We start from the raw sequence: 21,634 nt of genomic DNA, 5'->3' as shown, positions 1-21,634 counted from the left end.
GTGTCATCACACGCTCACGGCCGCCGTCGCGCTGCCACCGTACAGACCAACCCGATCACTGCACTTTCCAAGGCAGTCAGCAGCAACGCCGGGACCGTAGGCCGCCAGGCCGCCGTCGTAGTTGCAGCATCCGGCCTCGTGCTGGCTGCCGGACTTCCTGCACAGGCTTCCGTAAGCACGGACCGCCAGGCACTCGCAGCAACCCCGCTGAACATCGTGGCCGGCAGCGTTACCGCTCCCGCCAACGCACCGTTCGAGCTTCCCCTGGTTGCCCCCAGCTCCACCTCCGGTGCCGAATACCGCGCACAGGTTGCAGCTGAAGAGGCCGCAGCCCAGGCAGCAGAAGAGCTCGCAGCCTCGCAGGCCGCAGCAGCCCAGGCAGCAGCCACCAAGAATGCCGCAGCCGCCCGCACCGCCCCGGCAGCCTCCGGCCCCGCCGTAGTGGCAGCCTCCTCCATGGCGGCTCCTGTCGAAGCTCCGGCTTCCGGCAACGTCGCAGCCGGCCTGGTTGCTTCGGCCTACGGCCAGATCGGTGTGGCACAGGATTGCACCGCCATGGTCGAGAAGGCACTGCGCTCCGTCGGCAAGTCCGTCGGCGATCTGGCCCCCGGCCAGTTCTTCCAGTTCGGTTCCGTAGTTTCCACTCCGGCTCCCGGCGACCTCGTGATCACCGGCGGCCACGTTGCGATCTACGTCGGCAACGGCCAGGTAGTCAGCGGCGGGTTGAACGGTATGAACACCGGCCTGCACCCACTCTCCGATCTGCCGGGCGCCAGCTTCGTCCGCGTCAGCTAAGCCCGGTTTCGAGACATCATGACTTCGACAATTGAGCGCGCCCGCCACCGGGCGCCGGTGGAACGCACCACTACGCTGAGCGCCCTTGCCGGCGCCGTCAGTGCCAACGCCGGAACGGTGGGCCGCCAGGCCGCCGTGATCGCGGCAGCCTCCGGGCTGGTACTGACCACCGGTGTTGCGGCCAATGCCTCCGGGGCGGACGCCGTGCGCGACGTCCAGACAAGCACCCTGGATCTTTCTTCGGTCAAGGCCCTCCAGGTCTCCGAGAACGCCACGGTCTCGTTCGAACGCGACAGCATTGCCGGCACCACCCCGGCACCCGTGCCGGAACCGGTAGCCCCGGTTGCCGAAGCTGCTGCACCTGCTGCCGTTTCGGCTCCGAAACCGGCTGCCGCCCCTGCCGGCACGCGTGCTGCTGCCAACACGGTTCCTGCTGCTCAGGCGACAACCCTCAGCGCACCGGCCGCAGTTCAGCCCGTGCAGAGCGCACCTTCCGGTGTGGCATCCACCATTGCAGCTGCTGCCTACGCGCAGCTGGGCATCGGGCAGGACTGCACCCGGTTGGTTACCAATGCACTGGCAGCGGCCGGAATCAACCACCACGGCTGGCCTGCAAGCTACCTCTCCCTTGGACGGACGGTGAGCGCAGCTGAGGCCATCCCCGGTGACCTTATCTACTACGCAGACGGCGGGATGGGCATGGCCCACATCGCCGTGTACGTGGGCGGCGGTCAGGCAGTGCACGGCGGTTTCAACGGCGGATCCACCGTTGTGGCTCCGGCCGAGCTCGGCTCCGGCGGCGTCTACATCCGCGTGGGCGGCTAAGCAGCTCCCGGCACAGCATCCTGGCAAGGCCCCTCCTTCGGGAGGGGCCTTGCCTGCTTAAACCCTGTTAAACCTTGTTGAACCGCAGCCCGGGCACGGACGCAGGCGACGTACTGCTGGCCGGGGCCGGGCCCCTGTGCCACCGGCATAAATGGCCAAGACGGCGATCGCGTTCTACTCTTGCATAGACAATCCGATGTGCCCTTGGCGGAGCGGTGTCTTGTACTCACCGGTTCGCGGGCGGCAGGCGAAGAGGTATGTGCATGCGCACTCTCGTTCTGAATGCTGGATATGAACCGTTGGCCGTGATCACTTTCCGCCGCGCCTTGGTGCTGGTCCTGAATGGAAAGGCGAGTGTGGTGGCGGAAAGCGGCGAGCCCGTGATCGGGCCCAACGAAATCCTCCCTCGACCTTCGGTGATCCTGCTCCACCGGTACGTGAAGATTCCTTACCGGGAGGGTACCGTTGCCACCCGAAGGGGCGTCCTGCGCCGGGATAACCATGAATGCGCCTATTGCGGAAAGGCGGCGGCGACCGTGGACCACGTGGTCCCGCGGTCCCGCGGCGGCGATGACAGCTGGGAAAACCTGGTGGCCTGTTGCCTGCGCTGCAACAACAGCAAAGGGGACCGGACGCTGGCCCAGCTTGGCTGGGAGCTGCGGGTATCTCCCAAGGCACCCCGGGGTGCGCGCTGGCAGATCCGCGAGCTTGAACGTCCGTCGCCGCAGTGGGACCCGTTCCTGCAGAATGACACGGCTGCCTGATGTCCACCGCTTATGACGCAGTCATCCTGGCTGGCGGCCGTTCCACGCGCCTTGGCGGCACGCCCAAGGCGCTGCTTCTGGCCGGGGACCGAACCCTCTTGGAAACCACCCTTGCCGCAGTCCAGGATGCGCGCAGCACTGCCGTCGCAGGGCCGCCGGAACTGTCGAAGCTGCTCGGTTCCACAGTGCTGGCCGGATCCCCGGGGAGACCCCTGCTGGTCCGGGAGGAGCCCGCCTACGCGGGGCCGGCAGCAGCGGTCGGAGCCGCCGTCGTCGCCCTGGCCGAGGGGAACGTCGACAGCGGCGAAAGCCCCTGGACGATGGTCCTGGCCTGCGACATGCCGCAGATCGCCGCCGCCGTCCGGGCCCTGCTGGCTGCAGCCGACGTGCCGCCCGCCGAGAGCCTGCTGGCAGTGGATTCCAGCGGCACCCGCCAGCCGCTGGCAGCGCTTTACCGCACAGCGGACCTGCGCGCCGCTGTTGATTCCCTGGCCGCAGAGGGTCTAGCGAACAAGCCCATGAAGGCGTTGCTTGCTAGGGTGCAATGGAGGGGTGTTGATGTTCCCCCGACGAGTACAGCCGATGTTGACACCTGGAACGATGCACAAACCTTGGGTGTGAGCGCCGGGGACCTGCCGTAGCACCGGGCGGTCCCCAAGCGAAACGAAGGAGCACGAATGGCAAGCCAGCAGGAACAACTCGAGGCGTGGAGCGGCAGGCTGCTGCAGGCGCTGGAACTCGAGGGCACACCGGTGGATGTCTCCGCTGTCCTCGATCTGGCTGCAGCTGCGGCGCACAGCGTGGTGCGGCCCGCCGCCCCGCTGACCACCTTCATTGTCGGATACGCGGCGGGCCTCGCCGCCGGCAGCGGCCAGGCCGGCGACGCCGTCGCCATGGAATCGGCCATGGCCGTAGCCACAGAACAGTGCCGGAACGCCGCAGCGGAAGGAGATGCCAAATGAGCGAACATGCCGCACCCGTCATCCTGCCGGCCCAGCCCAATGCGTCCTGGGCGCAGGCCCGCCACGCCGCCTATGCGGCGGCCCGTCCACTGCCGTATGAGACGGTGCCCCTCGACGAGGCACTCGGCCGGATCCTGGCCCTCGAAACGAGTGCCCTGCAGCCGGTACCGCATTACGCCTCCGCCGCCATGGACGGATGGGTTGTCGCGGGGCCGCCGCCGTGGACTGTCATTACCCATGAGGAACCCGAGGTGGAACGCTGGCAGATCCACCGCGAATCGGGCCGCCGCGCCCTTCAGCCGGGGGAGGCGGTGCAGATCCTCACCGGCGGGCTTATCCCCGAGGGTGCCGAGGCCGTCCTGCGCTCCGAAAGCGGCACGGTGTCGGCCACAACGCCGCCGCAGCTGACGCTCAGCGACCAGGCAAAGGAGTCGGAACCGAGTGCCGGCGAACATATCCGCCCGGCCGGAGAAGAGGCGGCAGCAGGGGAGACCACCATCCCTGCGGGCAAGCTGCTCAACCCGGCGCATATCGCGCTGGCTGCGGTGTGCGGACATGACACCCTGCCGGTGCTGCGCTCCCCGCGCGTGTCCCTGCTGCTGACCGGAGACGAAGTCATCGAAGCCGGCCTGCCCGAGCCGGGACAGGTCCGGGACACCTTTGGACCCCAGCTGCCGCAGCTGATCACGATGCTGGGCGGACGCATCGACGTCGTCCGGCGCCTGCCGGACCGGCTGGAGGATGTAGTGGCGGCGCTGAGCAGCGAAGCCACGGATGAACTCTCCATCGCAATGTCTTCCGGAGACGTCCTCGTCACTACCGGCGGCACCGGACGGTCGGATGCGGACCACCTGCGCCGTGCCTTGGAAGAGGTCGAGGCTGAACTCCTCATTGACGGCATCGCGATGCGTCCGGGGCATCCCACGATGCTGGCCCGGTTGCAGGACGGCCGCCTGCTGGTAGCGCTGCCCGGCAACCCGCTGGCCGCGATGATGGCCGTCTTCACGATCGTCCAACCGCTGCTGGACGGACTCCGCGGGGCACCGATTTCCCGTGAACGGCATGTCCTTGCCGGTGTGGATCTGGAACCATTGCCCGGAAGGACCCGGCTGGTTCCCTGCAGCATCCAGGAAGACCGGGCCATGCCTTCGCCGTATTTCCGCTCCGGGATGCTCCGCGGACTGGCCGAGGCGGACGCCGTTATGGTGGTGCCGCCGGAGGGCTGCATCAGGGACCAGGCCGTGATGGCGCTGCCCCTGCCGTGGCAGGTCAACCGCGCACCGTCCGGATAAGCCCGGACACCGGTATGCCCGGCGAGCAGGACATCCCGGGGAGCCCCGGCCACCCGGAACCAGAGTCAATGCACTAAAGACAGGGAGACACCATGGGACGGGTTACCCAGCGAGGACGGGTCACACGCTTCCGGTTGGACGGGACCGTCAGCCGGCGGGACGACGTATTGGCGGGGGAGGAACCGCTGGAAATCCGGGTGATGGGTAAGTCCTTCACCGTCACCATGCGGACCCCCGGCGACGACTTTGACCTGGTGGCCGGGTTCCTGGTCTCAGAAGGGGTGATCTGGGATCCGGCTCAGCTCATTAGCCTGCGGTACTGCGCCGGAGTCGATGACGACGGCAAGCAGACCTTCAACGTGGTGGACGTCCAGCTCCGGCCGGGTACCCCTCTCCCGGACACCGGGATGGAACGGCACGTCTATACCTCCAGCTCCTGCGGCATCTGCGGAACGGCGTCCATCGAGGCGGTCCGGAAGTCGTCGCACTTCGATCCGTCCTCGGACGGAGTGAGGCTCCCGCTGGACATGCTGGCGGCCCTGCCGGACCGGCTGCGCGAAGGCCAGAAAGTCTTCGACCGGACCGGGGGCGTCCACGCGGCGGGTCTGTTCAACGCCGAGGGTGAGCTGTTGTGCCTGCGCGAGGATGTTGGCCGGCACAACGCGGTGGACAAGGTGGTGGGCTGGGCCCTGCGGGCCGGAATGCTGCCCCTGCGCGGCATGGTGCTGCAGGTATCCGGACGGGCGTCCTTCGAGCTGGTCCAGAAGGCCCAACTGGCGGGTATCCCGGTGCTCGCCGCCGTCAGTGCGCCGTCCGCGCTTTCCGTGGACCTGGCCAAGGACGCAGGACTGACGCTGATCGGTTTCAGCCGCGGTACGTCCCTGAACTGCTATTCCGCGCCGGAACGGATCCTGGCCGCCGCCCCCGCACCCGTCTAGCCGCAGTCCTCGGCCGGCACCTAGCGGGCGGCGGGAAGCTGGACCGTGGCCGTGGTGCCCTCGCCCACCTTCGAGGCAATCCCCAGGTCCCCGCCGTGCTGAAGCACAATGTCCTGGACGATGGCCAGGCCCAGACCGGTGCCGGGGATGGCTGCGGAGGTGGCGTTGGAGGCTCGGAAGAAACGCCGGAACAGATTGGGCAGGTCCGCTTCCGGGATGCCGATGCCGGTGTCGCGGATCTGTACCCGCACAACGGGGCCGGCGCCGTCCGGTGTAACCAGCGCGGCACTGACCTGCACGGTTCCGCCGGCCGGCGTGAACTTCACGGCGTTGGAGCAGAGATTGGTGAAGACCTGCTCCAACTGGGCGCGGTCTCCGTCGACCAGCAAGGGATCGGAGCCGAGCTCCAACCGCAGGTTCAGGCTGCTGGCCCCGGCGGCCGGTGCCAGCGAGGCGGCAACGGCGCGCAGGAGTTCTTCCAGGTCCACTTCCTCCACCTCGAGGTTGGTCTCATCCGCATCCTGCCGGGAGATGGTCAGCAGATCACTGATCAGCTGGTTGAGCCGAACGGCATTGCGGCCAACGATCTTGAGCATCTGCGCGACGTCGTCCGGGATGTCCCCGCCGGAGCCGTCGAGGATGAGGTCCAGGTAGCCGGTGATCGAGGTGAGCGGTGTCCGCAGTTCGTGATTGACCGTGGCCACGAAATCGGTCTTGGCCTGGTCCAGGTCACGCTGGCGTTTGAGCACCATCCGCTGCGCGGTAATGAGGTTTCCCTGCACGAGGCCGTGCGCCAGGTTTCCGCTGACATGCTGGATCAGGGAGATCTCCGTGCTCGTCCAGTCCCGCGGGGCACCCTCGCCGGCAAGCCAGAGCAGCCCGAAGGCCTTGTCCCCGTGGCCGAGCGGCACAATCACGGAGGTCCGCAGCCCGGCATCCCGTGATTCCGCGCTTATCGATACCGGCTCATCGGCGGGCTGACCGTGGTCTTCCACCGCCATTCCCCGGCCCCGCTCCCAGAGCGTTTCGGCCAGCTCGCCGGTGGTATGTGCGTTCAACGCGGGAATGCCCCCGGAGGTGTCCTCGCGGCTCCACGCCACCGCCAGTTCCGGAACGCGCTCATCCGGGAAGGTCACCAGCAGTACATGGTCCGCTTCGAAGGTGGCTCCGAGCCCGTGAACCACTACCTGCGCCATTTGCTGCGGATCGTTCGTGGCCCGAATGGCGGCCGAAATGCGGCGCGTGTCCTCGCGCAGCCGCGATGTGGCCGCCCGCCGCTCCCTGCGTGCCCGCGCGGTGGCCAGGATGAGGTTGACCCGGCGCGCCAGGTCCTCGGGGTCCACGGGGCTGGCCACGAAGTCGGCGATGCCCAGGTCAACCATGAAATCCATGTCCAGCCCGGCTTCGCCTGCCACGAGGATGACCGGCAGCTTGATCATGGCCGGTTCGTGCCGGAGACGCTTGAGCATGTCCATTCCGGCAACCTGGCGGATGGTGGAATCCACCACCGCCAACACCGGCGAGCCGGCACGGGCGGCTTCCATGGCCTCGTCCAGGTCCAGCACGGGCACTGCGTCCAGGCCCGCATCGGCGAGAATTCCGGCCACGACGGAGAAGACTTCGGGCTGTTCAACGGCAACCAGCGCCGTGGGACGCGGTTGTGTGCCGGGAATGTTGCCCTCCGAAGAGGCGTCGCCCGTGGGGGCGGCGAAGGGTTTGAGTGCCGGGGGCATTGCGGCCTTTCGTCGGTGCCCGGTTCAGCTCCAGGGGCAGCGATTCGAAGTGTACCAGCGCCCGGAGACAAAACAGTGACTTGGTTCACTGTGCCCTCGGGAACGGATTCCGCAGCAGTTTCAGCCACTAGCGATCGGCCGGGAACGTCCTCCGGACGGGCTTAAGCTGGAACGTGCGGATATCGGAGGAACAGACATGAGCATGGAAGGCGCAGCGTGGGGTTCGCTGATGCAGATCTCCCGCGCCAAAGGCGTAGACGGCAAGATTTCGCGGGATACCTTGAAGCGGATTGTCCGCTTTGCCGCTCCCTACCGGACCCGGCTCCTGGGGTTCGTTCTGTTGTCCGTGGTGGGCGCGTTCCTGGCCGTGGCGACGCCGGTCCTGGCCGGGCAGGTGGTCAACTCCATCGTGGCCGGCACCGCGCCGGGCGTCGTGATCCGGCTGGCCCTGCTGATTGCCGCCGTAGCTGTGGCGGACGCGGCAGTCTCCCTTGCCACGCGCTGGTTTTCCTCGCGGATCGGCGAAAGCGTCATCCTGGATCTGCGCACCGCGGTGTTCGACCACGTCCAGAAAATGCCCATTGCCTTCTTTACCCGCACGCGCACGGGTGCGCTGGTCAGCCGGCTCAACAATGACGTAATCGGTGCCCAGCAGGCCTTCAGCGGAACCCTTTCCGGCGTGGTGAGCAACGTCGTCGCGCTGGTGCTGACCCTGATCGTGATGCTCGGAACTTCCTGGCAGGTGACCGTGCTGGCCATGCTGCTGCTGCCGGTGTTCCTGCTGCCGGCACGCCGGATGGGCGGCCGGCTCGCCGCGCTCCGCCGAGAGGCTGCCAACCACAACGCGTCCATGGGCACGCAGATGACCGAGCGGTTCTCCGCGCCCGGGGCCACCTTGGTCAAGTTGTTCGGCCGGCCCGACGCCGAGTCGCGCGAATTCGCCCTCCGCGCCTCGCGGGTGCGGGACATCGGCGTGAAGATGGCAATGATGCAGGCCGTCTTCGTGACGGCGCTGACCCTGGTGTCCGCGCTGGCCCTGGCCCTGGTCTACGGGCTGGGCGGTTATCTGGCGCTCCAGGGCAGCCTGAACACGGGCGACGTCGTGACCCTGGCGCTGCTGCTGACCCGGCTTTATGCGCCGCTGACCTCCCTGGCCAACGCCCGGGTGGAGATCATGAGCGCGGTAGTGAGCTTCGAGCGGGTCTTCGAAATCCTGGACCTTCGCCCCTTGATCCGTGAGAAGGAATCCCCGGCACCGGTGCCGGCCGGACCCCTGAGCGTGGAGTTCGACGACGTCCGCTTTGCCTATCCCACCGCGGAGAAGGTGTCCCTCGCCTCGCTGGAAGAGGTGGCTGTCCTGGACACCCGCGGCGGGGAGGAGGTCCTGCACGGCGTGTCCTTCCGCGTTGAACCGGGGCAGACCGTCGCCCTGGTCGGGACCTCGGGAGCGGGGAAGTCGACCATTGCGCAGCTGCTGGCACGGCTGTACGACGTCGATTCGGGTGCCGTGCGCTTCTCCGGCACCGATGTGCGGGACCTGAGTTTTGCGGGCATCCGGCAGGCGCTGGGCATGGTGACCCAGGACGGGCACCTGTTCCATGAGACCATCCGGGCGAACCTGCTGCTGGCCAACCCCGAAGCCGGCGACGAGCAAGTCTGGGATGCGCTGCGCCGTGCACGGCTGGAGGACATGGTGCGGTCCCTGCCGGACGGGTTGGAGACGATGGTAGGGGAGCGCGGCTACCGGCTTTCGGGCGGGGAGCGCCAGCGGATGACCATCGCCCGGCTGCTGCTGGCACAGCCGCGGATCGTGATTCTGGATGAGGCCACCGCCGCTTTGGATTCCACGTCCGAGGCCGCTGTGCAGGCCGCCTTGGGCGAGGCGCTGCAGGGGCGGACCGCCGTCGTGATTGCCCACCGGCTCTCCACCATCCGGAATGCCGACCGGATCCTGGTCATCGAGGGCGGTCGGATCGCGGAACAGGGAACCCACGCGGAACTGCTGGAGCGGGACGGGCGCTACGCGGAGCTGTACAACACCCAGTTCGCCGTGGCCCGGGACGGGGAACGGAACTCCGCGGACCTGTACTGATACCTAGCTGATGCTGCCTTCCATCGGTGCCACGAGGACCCGGGTGCCGCGGCTCTCGAAGGCAGCCTTGTCGCTGTCGGAAATGCCGCTATCCGTGATCAGGTTGCTAAAGACGTATCCGGTGAGCGTGGCAAAACTCCGGTTTCCGATTTTGGAGGAATCGGCGACGATGAAGGTTTCCGATGCCCTCCGGGACATCAGTGAGTTGACGGCTGCTTCCCCTTCGTCACTGACCGTGGGACCTACTTCGGCATCCAGGCCGTTGACCCCTACAAACGCGAAATCCAGCGCCACGCGCTGCAGTATGACGTCGGTGTAGGGCCCAACCAGTTCATAGGAACGCGGATTCACGACCCCACCGGTCACCATGACCCGGATATTGGGGCGGACTACCAGCTGGACCGCGATGTTGATGGCGTTCGTGACCACGGTGAGGGTCGGCCGGTTTGACGGTTCCATCAGGTCCCGCCGCATGCCCAGCGCCTGGGCGATGGCGGTGCTGGTGGTTCCCCCGCACAAGCCGATCACGGCACCCTTGGGCACCAGGGCGCACGCGGCCCGGGCTATGGCCTGCTTTTCAGCGGCATGCTCGTCGCGCGAGTATCGGGTGGGTAGATCGTAGGCGACTGCTTCCATGGTTGCTCCGCCCCGGGTCCGGCTCAAGAGCCGCTGCGCAGCCAGACTGTCCAAGTCTCGCCGGGCCGTAGCCGGGGACACTTTGAGCGACACTACTATTTCCTCAACCTGCACGTGCCCGCGTGCGGCAAGGAGGTCGAGGATCGCATTGAGCCGCTCGGTTTTCTCCATCGAGTTTCAGCCTTTGTCCGCAGGGACGGTCCGGGAGAAGAGGGATAACAGCCGTCCGGCCTCGGAGGCCAGCGCGCTGCGGCCTGCGGACAGGTACGTCCTGGAATCGACGAGGTCCTGATCGTTCCCGAGCACCTGGCGCACTGCACGAGTGAAAAACCCGTTCAAATGCGTTGAAACGTTGATTTTTGTCAGTCCAGCAGCAATGCCAGCTACGAGCATTGCATCGGGAACGCCTGAGGAGCCGTGCAGGACCAGCGGGATGTCCAACGCGGCCCGGAGTTCCCGGATCAATTCCAGATCGAGCCGGGCGCTGCGCGTGGTCATTGCATGGGACGAACCCACAGCTACCGCCAATGCGTCAACGCCGGTGGACAAGGCAAAGTCCGCAGCTTCGAAAGGGTCCGTCCGCACGCCGGGGTAGTGGGCCCCATGCTTGCCGCCCACCCTGCCCAGCTCCGCCTCCACGTAGACGCCGAACGGTTCGGCGTGTTTCACGACCCGGGTGGTTACGGCCACGTTCTCGCCGTAGGGAAGGTGCGCGCCGTCGTACATCACCGAACTGAACCCAAGCCGGACCGCCTCGTGGACCAGCTCTTCATCATCGGCATGGTCCAGATGCAGTGCCACCGGAACGCGGGCTCCGGCGGCTACCGCCAGGCAGGCAGCCCCAAGCGGTTCGAGCGAACCATGGTAAGCAACGCAGTTCTGCGAAATCTGCAGGATTACCGGCAATCCCACGGCTTCAGCGCCTTGGACGATCGCTTCTGCGGTTTCCAAGTGCAGCACGTTGAAACTCCCAAGGCCCGTTCCGGCCGCAGCGGCACGGTCCATCAGCGCACGGGTGGAGGTAAGGGTCATCGGAGTTCCTCTCCGTTCCGGTGCCGGGACACGGTGATCCGGCGCATCAGGGACCGGTGTTCCGGCGAGATTTCACCGGCTGCCGGCTTGCCGGGGGGCGGAAGGAGGTCCTCCGCATGCGCCTGGGCAATGGCACGCTCCCAAACGTCCGGCTGCGAGTGCAATTCCCGGCGCATCCAGCTCCCGGCAGCAGGTGCCTGGGAGGCGGTAAAGGATTCAGGCATGCTCGGCTCCTCTGGGCTGGTCCTCCGGATTGGACGAGAATTTGTCCATGATGGGCCCTGATTGAAGTTGCTGTCCATAGATCAGAAAAAATCAGGCACGGATCAGCACACATCCCGCGGTGAACCGCATCAAGAGGTGTGGTGTTGCAGATCTTTCTTCAAATGGGCGGCCCCAGCCCCTTGACGGGCCGGGGTCGGTGGACAAGTATCTTCCATCAACTGATAATCGCTGATCGAATAACTTGTCTTGCTATCAAGTTCCATCATCAGCCAAGGGTGCTCAGGCCGTCCCGCGGCCCCGGCGTCGTGGCTCGGATTCACGGTCCCGGACCGTGACTGTCTGAAAGAGGATCCAATGAAGAGCAAACTTCGAACCGGCCTGGCGGCCATGGCTGCGGTGGGAGCGCTCACGGTTTCGTCCTGCGGTTTCGGCGGAAGCGGTGACTCGGGCGAGGAAGGCGGGGCCACTACCCTGGACCTGCTTGTTCCCAGCTATTCCGACGGCACAAAGGCCCTCTGGGAAGGCGTCATCGAAGATTTCGAATCCGCCAACGAGGACATCAGCGTGAATCTGCAGGTGGAGTCCTGGGAAAACCTGGAATCGGTCCTGCAGACGAAAATCCAGGCCGGCGAGGCCCCGGACATTTACAACGGCGGCGCATTTTCCGCCTTTGCGGATGAGGGGCTGCTCTATCCGGCGAATGAGGTGGCCTCCGAGGACACCATCAGCGACTTCCAGGAGTCATTCGCTGAAAACGAGACCTTCGACGGCACCCAGTACGGCTTACCGCTGATCGCGTCGGTACGTGCCCTGTTCTACAACCAGGACTTGTTCGATGCTGCAGGCATCCAGGCCCCTCCCACCACCTGGGACGAGCTCCATGCAGCCGCCCAGAAGATTTCGGCTACCGGTGTTCCCGGGTACGGAATGCCGTTGGGCTCGGAAGAGGCGCAGGGTGAAAGCCTCATCTGGTTCGCAGGCAACGGCGGCGGCTTTGGGGACGAATCGGAGATCGCGGTGAATACGCCCGAGAACCTCGAGGCAGCCGAGTTCATGAAGAAAATGATCAGCGACGGTGCCACCCAGCCGGATCCGGGCGCCACCCAGCGCACCCCGATGATCAACGTCTTCGCCCAGGGACAGATCGGGATGGTTTACGCCCTTCCCCAGACCGTGGGCCAGATTGAGGAAGAAAACCCGGACCTGAACTACGGGATTGCCAACGTTCCCACCAACAGCGGCGAACCTTCCACCCTCGGAGTCGCGGACCGCTTGATGGCCTTCAAGAATGACGAGGACAAGCAGGAGGCGATCAAGGCCTTCATGGACTTCTTCTACGCCGAAGACAACTACGTGGAGTGGGTGGAGACCGAGGGGTTCCTTCCCACCACCAAGAGCGGATCGGAGGCCATGGGCTCGGAGGAAAGCCTGAAGCCGTTCCTGGACATGCTGCCGACTGCCAAGTTCTACCCGACCACCAACCCCGACTGGAACGCGACAGACGGAGCGTTCAAGGCACTTATGGGCCAGCTGGAGGACCAGGACGCACAGACAGTACTGGAGCAGATCCAGGCCAAGGCCGACGCAGCCTGACACCCGCCCCGAGGGGCCGCGTCCCGCCGATGCGGCCCCTCCTGGTCCAGAACGGTTTGAGCCTATGACTACAGTCCGCCACCCGGGTGCGGGGATTCGCCGGCAGAAGCTTCGCGAAAGTGAAAGCGGATGGGCTGCCCTGCCCTGGATCGGCCCGGTGCTGGTCCTGGTGTTCGGCGTGGTGATTTTTCCCGCCGGCTACATGATCTACAGTTCCACCCGCCGCATCAGCCAGGCCGGCACGAACGTGGAAGGCGTGGGGCTGGCAAACTTCAGGACGGTCTTCGAGGATCCCAACCTGCCCCGTGTCCTCTTCAATACCGTCGTGTGGGTGACGGTTGTGGTTGCCCTGACCGTGGTCATTTCACTGGCCCTGGCGAACTTCCTCAACAAGCCGTTCCCGGGCCGAACGCTCGTCCGGATGGCCGTTGTGGTCCCGTGGGCAGCGAGCGTAGTCATGACCACAACGGTGTTTTACTACGGGCTGGACCGCGACTACGGGATCATCAACAAGTTTATGGTCGACGTCGGGCTGCTGGACGCCTCCTACGGATTCACCAAGAATGTCGCCACCGCCCTTGGCGCGGCCATCGTGGTGGGGGTGTTCGTGTCCCTTCCGTTCACCACCTACACCCTGCTCGCCGGAATGCAGGCGGTCCCCGGGGATGCCCTGGAGGCAGCCAAAATGGACGGCGCCGGACCGGTGCGCACCTACTTCAGCGTGGTGCTGCCCCAGCTGCGCGGCGCGCTCGCAGTTGCCGTGCTGATCAACATCATCAATGTCTTCAATAACCTCCCGATTCTGCGGATCATGACGGGATCCATTCCCGGCTACAGCGCGGACACCCTGATGACGTACATCTTCAAAGTGCTTCAGTTTGACCGGCGCCTGGACGTGGCGAGCGCGCTCAGCGTGGTGAACTTCGCCGTCGTGCTGGTGATCGTGGCCGCGTACGTGAAGATCGTCAAACCCACGAAGGAGGCATGAAGTGGCCATCGCTGCCCCGGCTCCGATCCGCACTGCCGGTCCCGCACCTGCGCGCCCCCGCCGGTATGCCGACAACGTCAGTGCCCGGCGGATGTGGGGACGTACCGCTGCCGGTGCCGTGATCGCTCTGCTGTTCCTGACGCCCTACCTCGTGATGCTCGTCGGCTCCTTGAAAACCCGCCCGGAGATCCTGTCGGTTCCGCCTGAATATCTTCCGCAGGACGGCCTGCAGTTCGGCAACTACCAGTCCATGTGGGACACACCGGAAACGCCTCTGACCTACAACCTGGTTTCAACCGTAATCATTGCCGTGTTTGCCACTCTTCTGGTGCTGCTGGTGGCCACGCCGGCCGCCTATTACACGGCCCGGTTCCGCTTCCCGGGCCGGACCGTCTTCCTGTTCCTGGTGATCGTGACGCAGATGCTGCAGCCAGCGGTGCTGACCGCGGGGCTTTTCCGCCAGATGCTGTGGCTGGACCTCAACGACACCTGGCTGGCCATGATCCTGATCAACGCGGCTTTCAATCTTTCTTTCGCGTTGTGGATCATGCATAGTTTCTTTGCCGCAGTTCCCCGCGAGATTGACGAGGCGGCGCAGATCGACGGCGCCGGACGGCTCAAGGTGCTTTTCCGGATCAACCTGCCGCTGGTCTGGCCGGGGATCGTAACGGCAGTGATTTTCACCTTCGTGTCGTCCTGGAACGAATTCGCGGCGAGCCTGGTCATCATGTCCACGGCAGAGAACCAGCCGCTGTCCGTGGCGCTGACTAAATTCATCGGCCAGTACGCCACCAGCTGGCAATACGTGTTTGGGGTTTCGATCGTGGCGATCGTGCCGGTAATTATCCTGTTCGCGGTCATCGAGAAGCGCCTGATCGGCGGGCTCACGGCCGGCGCCGTTAAGTAGCCAGGAACGGGTGGCGTTAAACAAAAATGTGCCCCCGGCCGGAATCGAACCGACGACCTGCCCTTTAGGAGAGGGCCGCTCTATCCTACTGAGCTACGAGGGCGGACCGCCGGCTTCCCGGCGGGCGGTTCCAGCTTACCCGTTTCTCCCGGTGCCTGGTTGCAACCCGTCCGGAGCGCCGTCGTTGACGGGGGCCGCGGCGCCGTCGGGCTGCCGGTCCCTGATGTGGCGGTCATAGCTCTCCCGGATGGCCTGCATAAAGCCCAGGATGGTGCGCAGCTCCGTTTCCGTGTAGCGGGACATGACCTCGTTGGTGAGGGCGCCCAGGGGGCCGAAGTACGCGCCGGCAAGCTGCATGGCCAGGGGTTCGAAGTGCAGGGTGACCTTCCGCCTGTCCGCATGGTTGCGGTTGCGGTGAATGTGGCCGATGCGCTCCAAACGGTCGATCACCGCGGTGGTGGCGCCGGAGGAGGTGCCCAGCCTGGCGCTGAGCTGCCCGGCGGTTAGTGCCTCATGCCGCATCTCGGCCTCCATGATGAGCACCAGGGCGCGCATGTCCGTGGCATTCAGGCCGTTGGAGTGCGCGAAGGCGTCCGCGACACGCTGCCCATCCAGGCTCATGCCGCGGATTGCGTCGACGATCTCCCGCCGTAGCTCTTTGTCCTCCACAAACCAATAGTAACTGGGAATTGAAGTATCTCTATATCTAAGATACTTTCGAATGGAGATACTTTAGACGGCTTGGAGAAGCGCATGTATGCAGGGATAGTGAAGAACGCCAAGACGGCGTGGATCACGCTGCTGATCGGGGTGGCCGTCATCATTGGCCTGTTCGCCCTGCCGGCACAGGAAAACGACACCACCGACGTGGGTGGGCTGAATGACAAGTACCAGTCCGCCCAGGTCGCCGACCTGCTCCAGGAGTTCCCCGACGCGCAGGAATCCTCCGCCATTGTGGTGGTTTCCCGCGAGGACGGCGGACCGCTGACGGACGCGGACACTGCCGGCATTGCCGGGATCAACGCGGCGGCTACGGAGACCGGAGCCTCGGGTCCGCCGCCGCAGGTTCCGCCGGTGGTTTCGGAAAACCGACTGGTCGCGATTGTTCCGCTGACGCTGCAGGCTGCCGCCGACGACAGCGACGCCGTCTCTGCGGAGGTGGAAGAGCTCCGGACCGCCGTTTCCGATGCCGCCCCCGAGGGGGTCAAGGCGGAGCTGACCGGCGGGGCGGCCTTCAGTGCTGACCTGGCCGGAGTGTTCTCCGGCGCCAACTTCGTGCTGCTGACCGTCACCGCCGGCGTCGTCGCCGTACTGCTGCTGATCACCTACCGTTCACCGTGGCTCTGGATCGTGCCGCTGGCGATTGTCGGCGCCATCGAACAGCTGGCCGCCAAGGTAGTGGACCTGCTGGCCCCGGCCACGGGAATCACCGTGGATCCGTCCGCCGTAGGTATTACCAGCGTCCTGGTCTTCGGTGCAGCCACCAACTATGCCCTGCTGCTCATTGCCCGGTACCGGGAGGAACTGCGTGTCCACGACTCCGTGTACGAGGCCATGCGCAAGGCCCTGACCCGCACCCGCGAAGCCATCATTGCCAGCGGCGGCACCGTCATCCTGGCCCTGCTCACCCTGCTGTTCGCCGATACCCAGAGCTACCGCGGCCTCGGCTTCTCGGCGGCCATCGGCATTGTCCTGGCCATCTTCAGTGCACTGTTCCTGCTGCCCGTGGCCCTGGTGCTGCTGGGCCGCAAACTGTTCTGGCCCTTTGTCCCCAAGGTGGGGGACCCGGCCAAGGAAGGCAAGTTCTGGGGCCGCCTCGGTGAAGCCACCGCACGCCGGCCCAAGACCATTGCCGGCACGGCCGTCCTGGTACTGCTGGCCCTGGGCAGCGCCCTGTTCACCCTGCAGATCGGCCTGAGTGAAAACGAGCAGTTCCGGGACAAGCCCCAGGCAGTCACCGCTGCGGAAACCCTGTCCGAAGGCTTCCCGGCCGGCTCATCCTCACCCGTCACCGTCCTGGTGGACACCGACTCGGCGGACGACGCCGTCGCGCAGCTCTCCGGCATCGAAGGCGTCACCGCTGCGACCCCCGGCACCGAGCACGACGGACGCACCCGGGTGGAACTGGTCACCGGGTACGAGGCCGGCACCGACGAAGCCAACACCTTCATCACCGACCTGCGGAACGACCTTGCCGGTGAGGACTATGAGGCGCTGGTAGGCGGCGAGGCCGCCGAACGGGTGGACCAGCTGGCCGCGAACCAGCACGACACCGTCCTGGTGGGCACCTCCGTGATCACCCTGGTGTTCCTCGTGCTGATGATCCTGCTGCGGTCCCTGGTGGCGCCGGTGCTGCTGGTCGCCTCCGTGCTGCTGACGTTCCTGGCCGCAACCGGTCTGAGCTGGTTGCTGTTCGAGAACGTGCTCGACTTCCCGGCCATGGACGTGCAGACACTGCTCTACTCGTTCCTGTTCCTGGTGGCCCTGGGTGTGGACTACAACATCTTCCTGACCACCCGCGCCCGGGAAAACGCAGCCACCATGGGCACCAAGCAGGGCATGCTGGCGGCCCTGCGCTCCACCGGCGGCGTGATCACCAGCGCCGGCATCCTGCTGGCGGCAGTCTTCGCGGTCCTCGGCGTCCTGCCGCTGGTGACCCTGACCCAGGTGGGCATCATCGTGGCCATCGGTGTCCTGTTCGACACGCTGCTGGTGCGGACCGTCGTGGTCCCGGCCCTAACCTTTGTGCTGGGTGACAAGTTCTGGTGGCCGTCCAACCCCGCGGGTAAAGACGGACACCACGGACGCCACGAGGCTGAGTCCCAGCAGGATCCAGCGGGCGACGGTCAGCGTGCCCGCCAGGGCGGCATCTCCGCCCGTTAGTTCGGCGGCACCGAGGGCATTGTCAATGGCGATGTTCTCCCACAGGTCGGCCACCACAAAGAGGATCGGCGCACTGAAGAGCACCCAGCGCAATGCCCGGCGCTGGGTGTTCAGGCCGATGATCAGCAGCCAGGTCAGGCCGAAGATCAGGGGAAAGAGCGTCCCGGCCGTCTTGTGCACGTAACTGAGCCGGCCCAGCGCTTCCTCGTCCATGGCGCCGCGCAGGGCCGCCAGGTGGTCTTCGCCGTAGCCGAAGACCATGGAATCGGGCATGGACAGGCCGTCCGCGAGTTCGGACAACTGGCCCGGCACCATGAGGTGCAGGTACCAGAACAGGAACAGTGTGGCCACCACGCCCGCAATGACCAGCAGCCCCGGGCTGCTTTTGCCCTGCGGCCCCGCGGGTGCACTTGTTGCTCCCGGGGCGCCCGTGCGGGGAGATCCGGCTTGGAGTCCGTGTTTGGCGGCGCGCTGCGCGGCGGTTTTTCCCATAGGTACAGTATGGCCGCAGCGGTCCCGCACCCCGGGGAACCGCCCTGGGTGCGCCTGTCCCGCGCGGAGGCGGGCGGCTACGCTGGGGGCTATGAGTGCCGTTGCATCCCCCGAAGACTTCGACCTCGCCGCCGAGCTGGTGCGGGAGGCAGGGCAGCTTGCCCTGCGCATGCGCTCGGAAGGGCTGACCGCCAGCGAGAAGACCTCGGTGTCCGACGTCGTTACCGCCGCGGACCGCGAGGCTGAGGCCCTGGTGGTGAACCGGCTGCGGCAACTGCGCCCGGATGACGGGATTGTGGGGGAGGAGGGTGCCAGCCACCAGGGCGCCTCCGGCCGGTCCTGGGTCATCGACCCGGTGGACGGGACCTACAACTTCTTCGCCGGCTCCACCTACTGGTGCTCGGCCATTGCGCTTCGGTCCGAACCCGGTCCGCACGAACCGCCCGGGGATCCGGATGTCCTGCTGGGCGCCATCTACCAGCCGCAGGAAGACCGGCTGTGGATCGGCGGGAAAGGCTTCCCGGCCACAGTCAACGGATCCGTCATTGCGCCACCCGACGACGAACCGCTGGACCGCCTGTCCGCGGGAACCTACATCCACCCCACCTGGCTGCTCCGCCCCGAGGTCACCGCTCCCTGGACGGCGGCGGCCTCGCGGGCAGCGACCATCCGGATGATGGGATCCGGCTCCTGCGACCTGGCCCGCGTGGCCACCGGCCAGTCCGGCGCCTGGTTCCAGCACAGCTGCCCGGAATGGGACTGGCTGCCGGGCAAGGCCATAGTCCGAGCCGCTGGCGGCAGCACCGCCGTCGTCGAAGTGAATGGCTTCCGTTGGCACATTGCCGGCACCGCCTCAGCGGTCCGCGAGATCCACGGCGCCCTGACCTCCGGCTGACCGTTTCGGCCCGGTCCGCTCCCGCCGGAGGGGACGGTTTGGGTGCTCACCGGAATGTCGGCCGCAGCGCCTAGACTTAAAGCCATCATGGACTATCTCTTTGATCCACTCTTTCCCGCACCCCGCAAAGCCGAACCGGCGCCTGCCGCAAAGGCGCCGCATTCCGGCACTGAGCGAAGGGGCTCCTCCTGCGCGGATGAAAGCCGGGCCGCGGACCTGCTGCAGGGGCTGAACCCGCAGCAGGAGGAAGCGGTGAAGCATGCCGGCTCGCCGCTGCTGATCGTGGCCGGTGCCGGCTCGGGCAAGACCCGGGTGCTCAGCCACCGGATCGCCTATCTCCTCGCCACCGGCCGGTCCAACCCCGGCCAGATCCTCGCCATCACCTTCACCAACAAGGCCGCCGCCGAAATGCGCGAGCGGATCGAAAACCTGGTGGGCGGCGTCGCGAAGACCATGTGGATCTCCACCTTCCACTCCTCCTGCGTGCGGATCCTGCGCCGGGAAGCCAAGACCGTGGGGATGAACTCGAACTTCTCCATTTACGACTCGGCGGACTCGCTGCGCCTGATCACGCTGGTGGCCAAGGGGCTGGACCTGGATCCGAAGCGCTTCACGCCCAAGTCGATCATGAACAAGATCTCCGCCCTGAAGAACGAACTCATCGACGAAGAGTCCTACGCTGAATCGGCCAACTACTCCGATCCCTTCGAGCAGGCCGTCGCAGATGTCTACAAGGGCTACGCACAGCGGATGCGCCAGGCCAACGCCATGGACTTCGATGACCTGATTGCGCAGACAGTGTTTATGTTCCGCGCGTTCCCCGGTGTCGCCGAGTACTACCGGCGGCGCTTCCGGCACATCCTGGTGGACGAGTACCAGGACACCAACCACGCGCAGTACGCCCTCGTCCGCGAACTGGTGGGCGGCGACGACGACGCGCTGGACGTGCCGCCCGCCGAACTCACCGTGGTGGGCGACTCCGACCAGTCCATTTACGCCTTCCGCGGCGCCGACGTCCGCAACATCAATGACTTCGAGAAGGACTATCCCAGCGCGCGGACCATCCTGCTCGAGCAGAACTACCGCTCCACGCAGACCATCCTCAACGCCGCCAACGCGGTGATCTCCCGTAACCCCAACCGCCCCGAGAAGCGGCTGTGGACAGCGGAGGGTGACGGCGAAAAGATCATCGGCTACGTGGGCGAGAACGAGCACGAGGAAGCCCGTTTCATCGCCGAGGAGATCGACCGCCTGCAGGACGAGGAAAACCTGCGCCCGGGCGACGTCGCCGTCTTCTACCGGACCAACGCGCAGTCCCGTTCCTTGGAAGACGTCCTGGTGCGGGTGGGCCTGCCCTACAAGGTGGTCGGCGGCACGCGGTTCTACGAGCGCAAGGAAATCAAGGACGCGCTGGCCTACCTTCGCGTGCTGGTGAATTCGGACGACGTCGTGAACCTGCGCCGGATCCTCAACGAACCCAAGCGGGGCATCGGCGACCGCGCCGAGTACTCCGTGGCTGCCCTCGCCGAACGCGAACGGATCTCCTTCATGGCAGCCCTGCGGCGTGCTGAGGAGGCTCCGGGCCTGGCCACCCGGTCGCTCAATTCCATCAACGGCTTCGTCAAGCTGATTGACGACCTCGCCGAGGTGGCCAGCGGCTCCGGCGCGTCCGCTGCCCTGGAAGCCGTCCTGGAACAGACCGGCTACCTGGCCCAGCTGCGCTCCAGCAATGACCCGCAGGACGAATCCCGGGTCGAGAACCTGGCCGAACTGGTGGCAGTGGTCCGCGAATACGAGCGGGACAATCCAGAGGGTTCCCTCGGCGAGTTCCTGGAACAGGTCTCCCTGGTGGCAGACGCCGATTCCATCCCCGACGCGCCCGGCGGTTCGGCGGAGGAAGTCGCGGCCGCCGTCGAGGAATCCCGCCGGCAGGGCGTGGTGACCCTGATGACCCTGCACACCGCGAAGGGACTGGAATTCCCGGTCGTCTTCCTCACCGGCATGGAACAGGGCCTGTTCCCGCACCAGCGTTCGGCCACGGACCCGGCGGAACTGGCCGAGGAACGGCGGCTGGCCTACGTGGGCCTGACCCGCGCACGCCAGCGCCTGTACCTGACCCGGTCCGAGGTCCGCAGCATGTGGGGCCAGAGCCAGTACAACCCCGCCAGCCAGTTTGTCAGCGAAGTCCCGGCCGAGCTGATCGAGTGGAAGCGCGAGGGTATGGACCGTCCCACCTGGGGCGGCGGAGGCAGCATCACCTCAAGCCGCTACGGCGGATCCTCCTGGGGCGCCGGAGCGCCGAGCGGCACCGGCGGCAGCACCGCCAACTCGCCGGTGGCCAAGGCCATCGGCCGCGTGCAGCCGCAGAAGGAAGTTGTGTCCGTGGCCGCCGGAGACAGGGTCAACCACACGTCCTTCGGCTCCGGCACCGTGCTGGCAGTGGAAGGCGCAGGGGACAAGACGGTAGCGAAGGTGAAGTTCGACGTCGGCGAAAAACGCCTGCTGCTGCGTTACGCGCCGCTTACCAAAGAGAGCTGAGCAGGGAATTTTTTTCATAACCCAGACAGGGCATTTTCTACAAA

Annotated in this window: 19 protein-coding genes, 1 tRNA gene and 1 pseudogene; 14 read left to right on the top strand and 7 right to left on the bottom strand. The window is 66.1% G+C overall.

Going from position 1 to position 21,634, the window contains the following annotated elements; translation table 11 throughout:
* The 7 genes from LOC56_RS16320 to fdhD all read left to right on the top strand — a co-directional run bounded on the left by LOC56_RS16320 (nucleotide 1) and on the right by fdhD (nucleotide 5,576).
* Nucleotides 1-795: an NlpC/P60 family protein gene (locus tag LOC56_RS16320; protein ID WP_229952754.1), complete on the top strand. Its 795-nt coding sequence runs from the start codon at nucleotides 1-3 to the stop codon at nucleotides 793-795.
* 18 nt (nucleotides 796-813) lie between these two features.
* Nucleotides 814-1,620, top strand: a complete 807-nt coding sequence (locus tag LOC56_RS13485; protein WP_229952753.1) for an NlpC/P60 family protein — start codon at nucleotides 814-816, stop codon at nucleotides 1,618-1,620.
* Nucleotides 1,621-1,883: 263 nt separating this feature from the next.
* A complete protein-coding gene (locus tag LOC56_RS13480) occupies nucleotides 1,884-2,384 on the top strand; it encodes an HNH endonuclease (RefSeq protein ID WP_229952752.1) in 501 nt (166 codons plus the stop codon).
* Nucleotides 2,384-3,025, top strand: a complete 642-nt coding sequence (mobA, locus tag LOC56_RS13475) for a molybdenum cofactor guanylyltransferase (RefSeq protein ID WP_229952751.1) — start codon at nucleotides 2,384-2,386, stop codon at nucleotides 3,023-3,025. Before LOC56_RS13480 ends, mobA begins: the two co-directional genes overlap by 1 nt.
* A gap of 36 nt (nucleotides 3,026-3,061) precedes the next feature.
* Nucleotides 3,062-3,346: a DUF6457 domain-containing protein gene (locus LOC56_RS13470; protein WP_229952750.1), complete on the top strand. Its 285-nt coding sequence runs from the start codon at nucleotides 3,062-3,064 to the stop codon at nucleotides 3,344-3,346.
* Entirely contained in the window at nucleotides 3,343-4,638 is a 1,296-nt protein-coding gene (locus LOC56_RS13465) for a molybdopterin molybdotransferase MoeA (RefSeq protein WP_229952748.1), read from the top strand. The genes LOC56_RS13470 and LOC56_RS13465 overlap by 4 nt, the downstream gene beginning before the upstream one ends.
* 92 nt (nucleotides 4,639-4,730) lie before the next feature.
* Nucleotides 4,731-5,576, top strand: coding sequence for a formate dehydrogenase accessory sulfurtransferase FdhD (fdhD, locus tag LOC56_RS13460; RefSeq protein ID WP_229952747.1), 846 nt, complete (start codon nucleotides 4,731-4,733; stop codon nucleotides 5,574-5,576).
* A gap of 20 nt (nucleotides 5,577-5,596) precedes the next feature.
* On the opposite strand, the gene LOC56_RS13455 is transcribed toward fdhD, so the two are convergent.
* On the bottom strand, nucleotides 5,597-7,309 hold the full coding sequence (locus LOC56_RS13455) for an ATP-binding response regulator (RefSeq protein ID WP_229952745.1): 1,713 nt from the start codon (nucleotides 7,307-7,309) through the stop codon (nucleotides 5,597-5,599).
* A gap of 196 nt (nucleotides 7,310-7,505) precedes the next feature.
* Here LOC56_RS13455 and LOC56_RS13450 point away from each other — a divergent pair, with 196 nt between their 5' ends.
* Nucleotides 7,506-9,401 (top strand): ABC transporter ATP-binding protein, encoded by a 1,896-nt coding sequence (locus LOC56_RS13450; RefSeq protein WP_229952743.1) that lies wholly within the window; start codon nucleotides 7,506-7,508, stop codon nucleotides 9,399-9,401.
* A 3-nt stretch (nucleotides 9,402-9,404) separates the two neighbouring features.
* On the opposite strand, the gene LOC56_RS13445 is transcribed toward LOC56_RS13450, so the two are convergent.
* Genes LOC56_RS13445 through LOC56_RS13435 form a run of 3 tightly spaced genes read right to left on the bottom strand, consistent with a single transcriptional unit; the run spans nucleotide 9,405 to nucleotide 11,293 of the window.
* The gene (locus LOC56_RS13445; protein ID WP_229952741.1) at nucleotides 9,405-10,208 is read right to left on the bottom strand and encodes a DeoR/GlpR family DNA-binding transcription regulator; all 804 of its coding nucleotides are present in this window, start codon (nucleotides 10,206-10,208) and stop codon (nucleotides 9,405-9,407) included.
* Nucleotides 10,209-10,214: 6 nt separating this feature from the next.
* Nucleotides 10,215-11,069, bottom strand: a complete 855-nt coding sequence (locus LOC56_RS13440; RefSeq protein WP_229952739.1) for a class II fructose-bisphosphate aldolase — start codon at nucleotides 11,067-11,069, stop codon at nucleotides 10,215-10,217.
* Nucleotides 11,066-11,293 carry a hypothetical protein gene (locus LOC56_RS13435; protein ID WP_229952737.1) on the bottom strand — a complete coding sequence of 76 codons (228 nt, stop codon included), beginning with the start codon at nucleotides 11,291-11,293 and terminating at the stop codon, nucleotides 11,066-11,068. The genes LOC56_RS13440 and LOC56_RS13435 overlap by 4 nt, the downstream gene beginning before the upstream one ends.
* Before the next feature lie 355 nt (nucleotides 11,294-11,648).
* On the opposite strand from LOC56_RS13435, the gene LOC56_RS13430 reads away from it, so the two are divergent.
* The 3 genes from LOC56_RS13430 (at nucleotide 11,649) to LOC56_RS13420 (ending at nucleotide 14,782) form a co-directional block, all read left to right on the top strand.
* Entirely contained in the window at nucleotides 11,649-12,887 is a 1,239-nt protein-coding gene (locus tag LOC56_RS13430) for an extracellular solute-binding protein (protein WP_229952736.1), read from the top strand.
* A 64-nt stretch (nucleotides 12,888-12,951) separates the two neighbouring features.
* A complete protein-coding gene (locus LOC56_RS13425) occupies nucleotides 12,952-13,875 on the top strand; it encodes a carbohydrate ABC transporter permease (protein WP_229952735.1) in 924 nt (307 codons plus the stop codon).
* A 1-nt stretch (nucleotide 13,876) separates the two neighbouring features.
* Nucleotides 13,877-14,782: a carbohydrate ABC transporter permease gene (locus tag LOC56_RS13420; protein ID WP_229952734.1), complete on the top strand. Its 906-nt coding sequence runs from the start codon at nucleotides 13,877-13,879 to the stop codon at nucleotides 14,780-14,782.
* A 29-nt stretch (nucleotides 14,783-14,811) separates the two neighbouring features.
* Here the strand turns inward: LOC56_RS13420 and LOC56_RS13415 are convergent.
* Nucleotides 14,812-14,885: transfer RNA gene (locus LOC56_RS13415), tRNA-Arg, on the bottom strand.
* A gap of 32 nt (nucleotides 14,886-14,917) precedes the next feature.
* Nucleotides 14,918-15,451: a MarR family winged helix-turn-helix transcriptional regulator gene (locus LOC56_RS13410; protein ID WP_229952732.1), complete on the bottom strand. Its 534-nt coding sequence runs from the start codon at nucleotides 15,449-15,451 to the stop codon at nucleotides 14,918-14,920.
* An 84-nt stretch (nucleotides 15,452-15,535) separates the two neighbouring features.
* Here LOC56_RS13410 and LOC56_RS13405 point away from each other — a divergent pair.
* Nucleotides 15,536-17,497 (top strand): annotated as a pseudogene (locus LOC56_RS13405) (MMPL family transporter); the annotation flags it as partial.
* A 21-nt stretch (nucleotides 17,498-17,518) separates the two neighbouring features.
* On the opposite strand, the gene LOC56_RS13400 reads toward LOC56_RS13405, so the two are convergent.
* The gene (locus tag LOC56_RS13400; protein WP_229952730.1) at nucleotides 17,519-18,157 is read right to left on the bottom strand and encodes a hypothetical protein; all 639 of its coding nucleotides are present in this window, start codon (nucleotides 18,155-18,157) and stop codon (nucleotides 17,519-17,521) included.
* A gap of 91 nt (nucleotides 18,158-18,248) precedes the next feature.
* Here LOC56_RS13400 and LOC56_RS13395 point away from each other — a divergent pair, with 91 nt between their 5' ends.
* Nucleotides 18,249-19,052 (top strand): inositol monophosphatase family protein, encoded by an 804-nt coding sequence (locus LOC56_RS13395; RefSeq protein WP_229952728.1) that lies wholly within the window; start codon nucleotides 18,249-18,251, stop codon nucleotides 19,050-19,052.
* Nucleotides 19,053-19,139: 87 nt separating this feature from the next.
* The gene (gene pcrA, locus LOC56_RS13390; protein WP_229952727.1) at nucleotides 19,140-21,590 is read left to right on the top strand and encodes a DNA helicase PcrA; all 2,451 of its coding nucleotides are present in this window, start codon (nucleotides 19,140-19,142) and stop codon (nucleotides 21,588-21,590) included.
* Nucleotides 21,591-21,634 lie beyond the last annotated feature (44 nt).

Origin of the sequence: Arthrobacter sp. zg-Y179 (genome assembly GCF_020907345.1) — a bacterium.
Classification (GTDB): domain Bacteria; phylum Actinomycetota; class Actinomycetes; order Actinomycetales; family Micrococcaceae; genus Arthrobacter_B; species Arthrobacter_B jinronghuae.
The sequence above is the reverse complement of the archived record's forward strand: the minus strand, read 5'-3'. Positions and strand labels throughout refer to the sequence as shown.

Excerpts from the sequence above, each read along its gene's own strand:
- LOC56_RS13485 (WP_229952753.1), top strand. The coding sequence starts at position 814 with ATGACTTCGACAATTGAGCGCGCCCGCCACCGGGCGCCGGTGGAACGC.
- LOC56_RS13480 (WP_229952752.1), top strand. The coding sequence starts at position 1,884 with ATGCGCACTCTCGTTCTGAATGCTGGATATGAACCGTTGGCCGTGATC.
- mobA (WP_229952751.1), top strand. The coding sequence starts at position 2,384 with ATGTCCACCGCTTATGACGCAGTCATCCTGGCTGGCGGCCGTTCCACG.
- LOC56_RS13470 (WP_229952750.1), top strand. The coding sequence starts at position 3,062 with ATGGCAAGCCAGCAGGAACAACTCGAGGCGTGGAGCGGCAGGCTGCTG.
- LOC56_RS13465 (WP_229952748.1), top strand. The coding sequence starts at position 3,343 with ATGAGCGAACATGCCGCACCCGTCATCCTGCCGGCCCAGCCCAATGCG.
- fdhD (WP_229952747.1), top strand. The coding sequence starts at position 4,731 with ATGGGACGGGTTACCCAGCGAGGACGGGTCACACGCTTCCGGTTGGAC.
- LOC56_RS13455 (WP_229952745.1), bottom strand. The coding sequence starts at position 7,309 with ATGCCCCCGGCACTCAAACCCTTCGCCGCCCCCACGGGCGACGCCTCT.
- LOC56_RS13450 (WP_229952743.1), top strand. The coding sequence starts at position 7,506 with ATGAGCATGGAAGGCGCAGCGTGGGGTTCGCTGATGCAGATCTCCCGC.
- LOC56_RS13445 (WP_229952741.1), bottom strand. The coding sequence starts at position 10,208 with ATGGAGAAAACCGAGCGGCTCAATGCGATCCTCGACCTCCTTGCCGCA.
- LOC56_RS13440 (WP_229952739.1), bottom strand. The coding sequence starts at position 11,069 with ATGACCCTTACCTCCACCCGTGCGCTGATGGACCGTGCCGCTGCGGCC.
- LOC56_RS13435 (WP_229952737.1), bottom strand. The coding sequence starts at position 11,293 with ATGCCTGAATCCTTTACCGCCTCCCAGGCACCTGCTGCCGGGAGCTGG.
- LOC56_RS13430 (WP_229952736.1), top strand. The coding sequence starts at position 11,649 with ATGAAGAGCAAACTTCGAACCGGCCTGGCGGCCATGGCTGCGGTGGGA.
- LOC56_RS13425 (WP_229952735.1), top strand. The coding sequence starts at position 12,952 with ATGACTACAGTCCGCCACCCGGGTGCGGGGATTCGCCGGCAGAAGCTT.
- LOC56_RS13400 (WP_229952730.1), bottom strand. The coding sequence starts at position 18,157 with ATGGGAAAAACCGCCGCGCAGCGCGCCGCCAAACACGGACTCCAAGCC.
- LOC56_RS13395 (WP_229952728.1), top strand. The coding sequence starts at position 18,249 with ATGAGTGCCGTTGCATCCCCCGAAGACTTCGACCTCGCCGCCGAGCTG.
- pcrA (WP_229952727.1), top strand. The coding sequence starts at position 19,140 with ATGGACTATCTCTTTGATCCACTCTTTCCCGCACCCCGCAAAGCCGAA.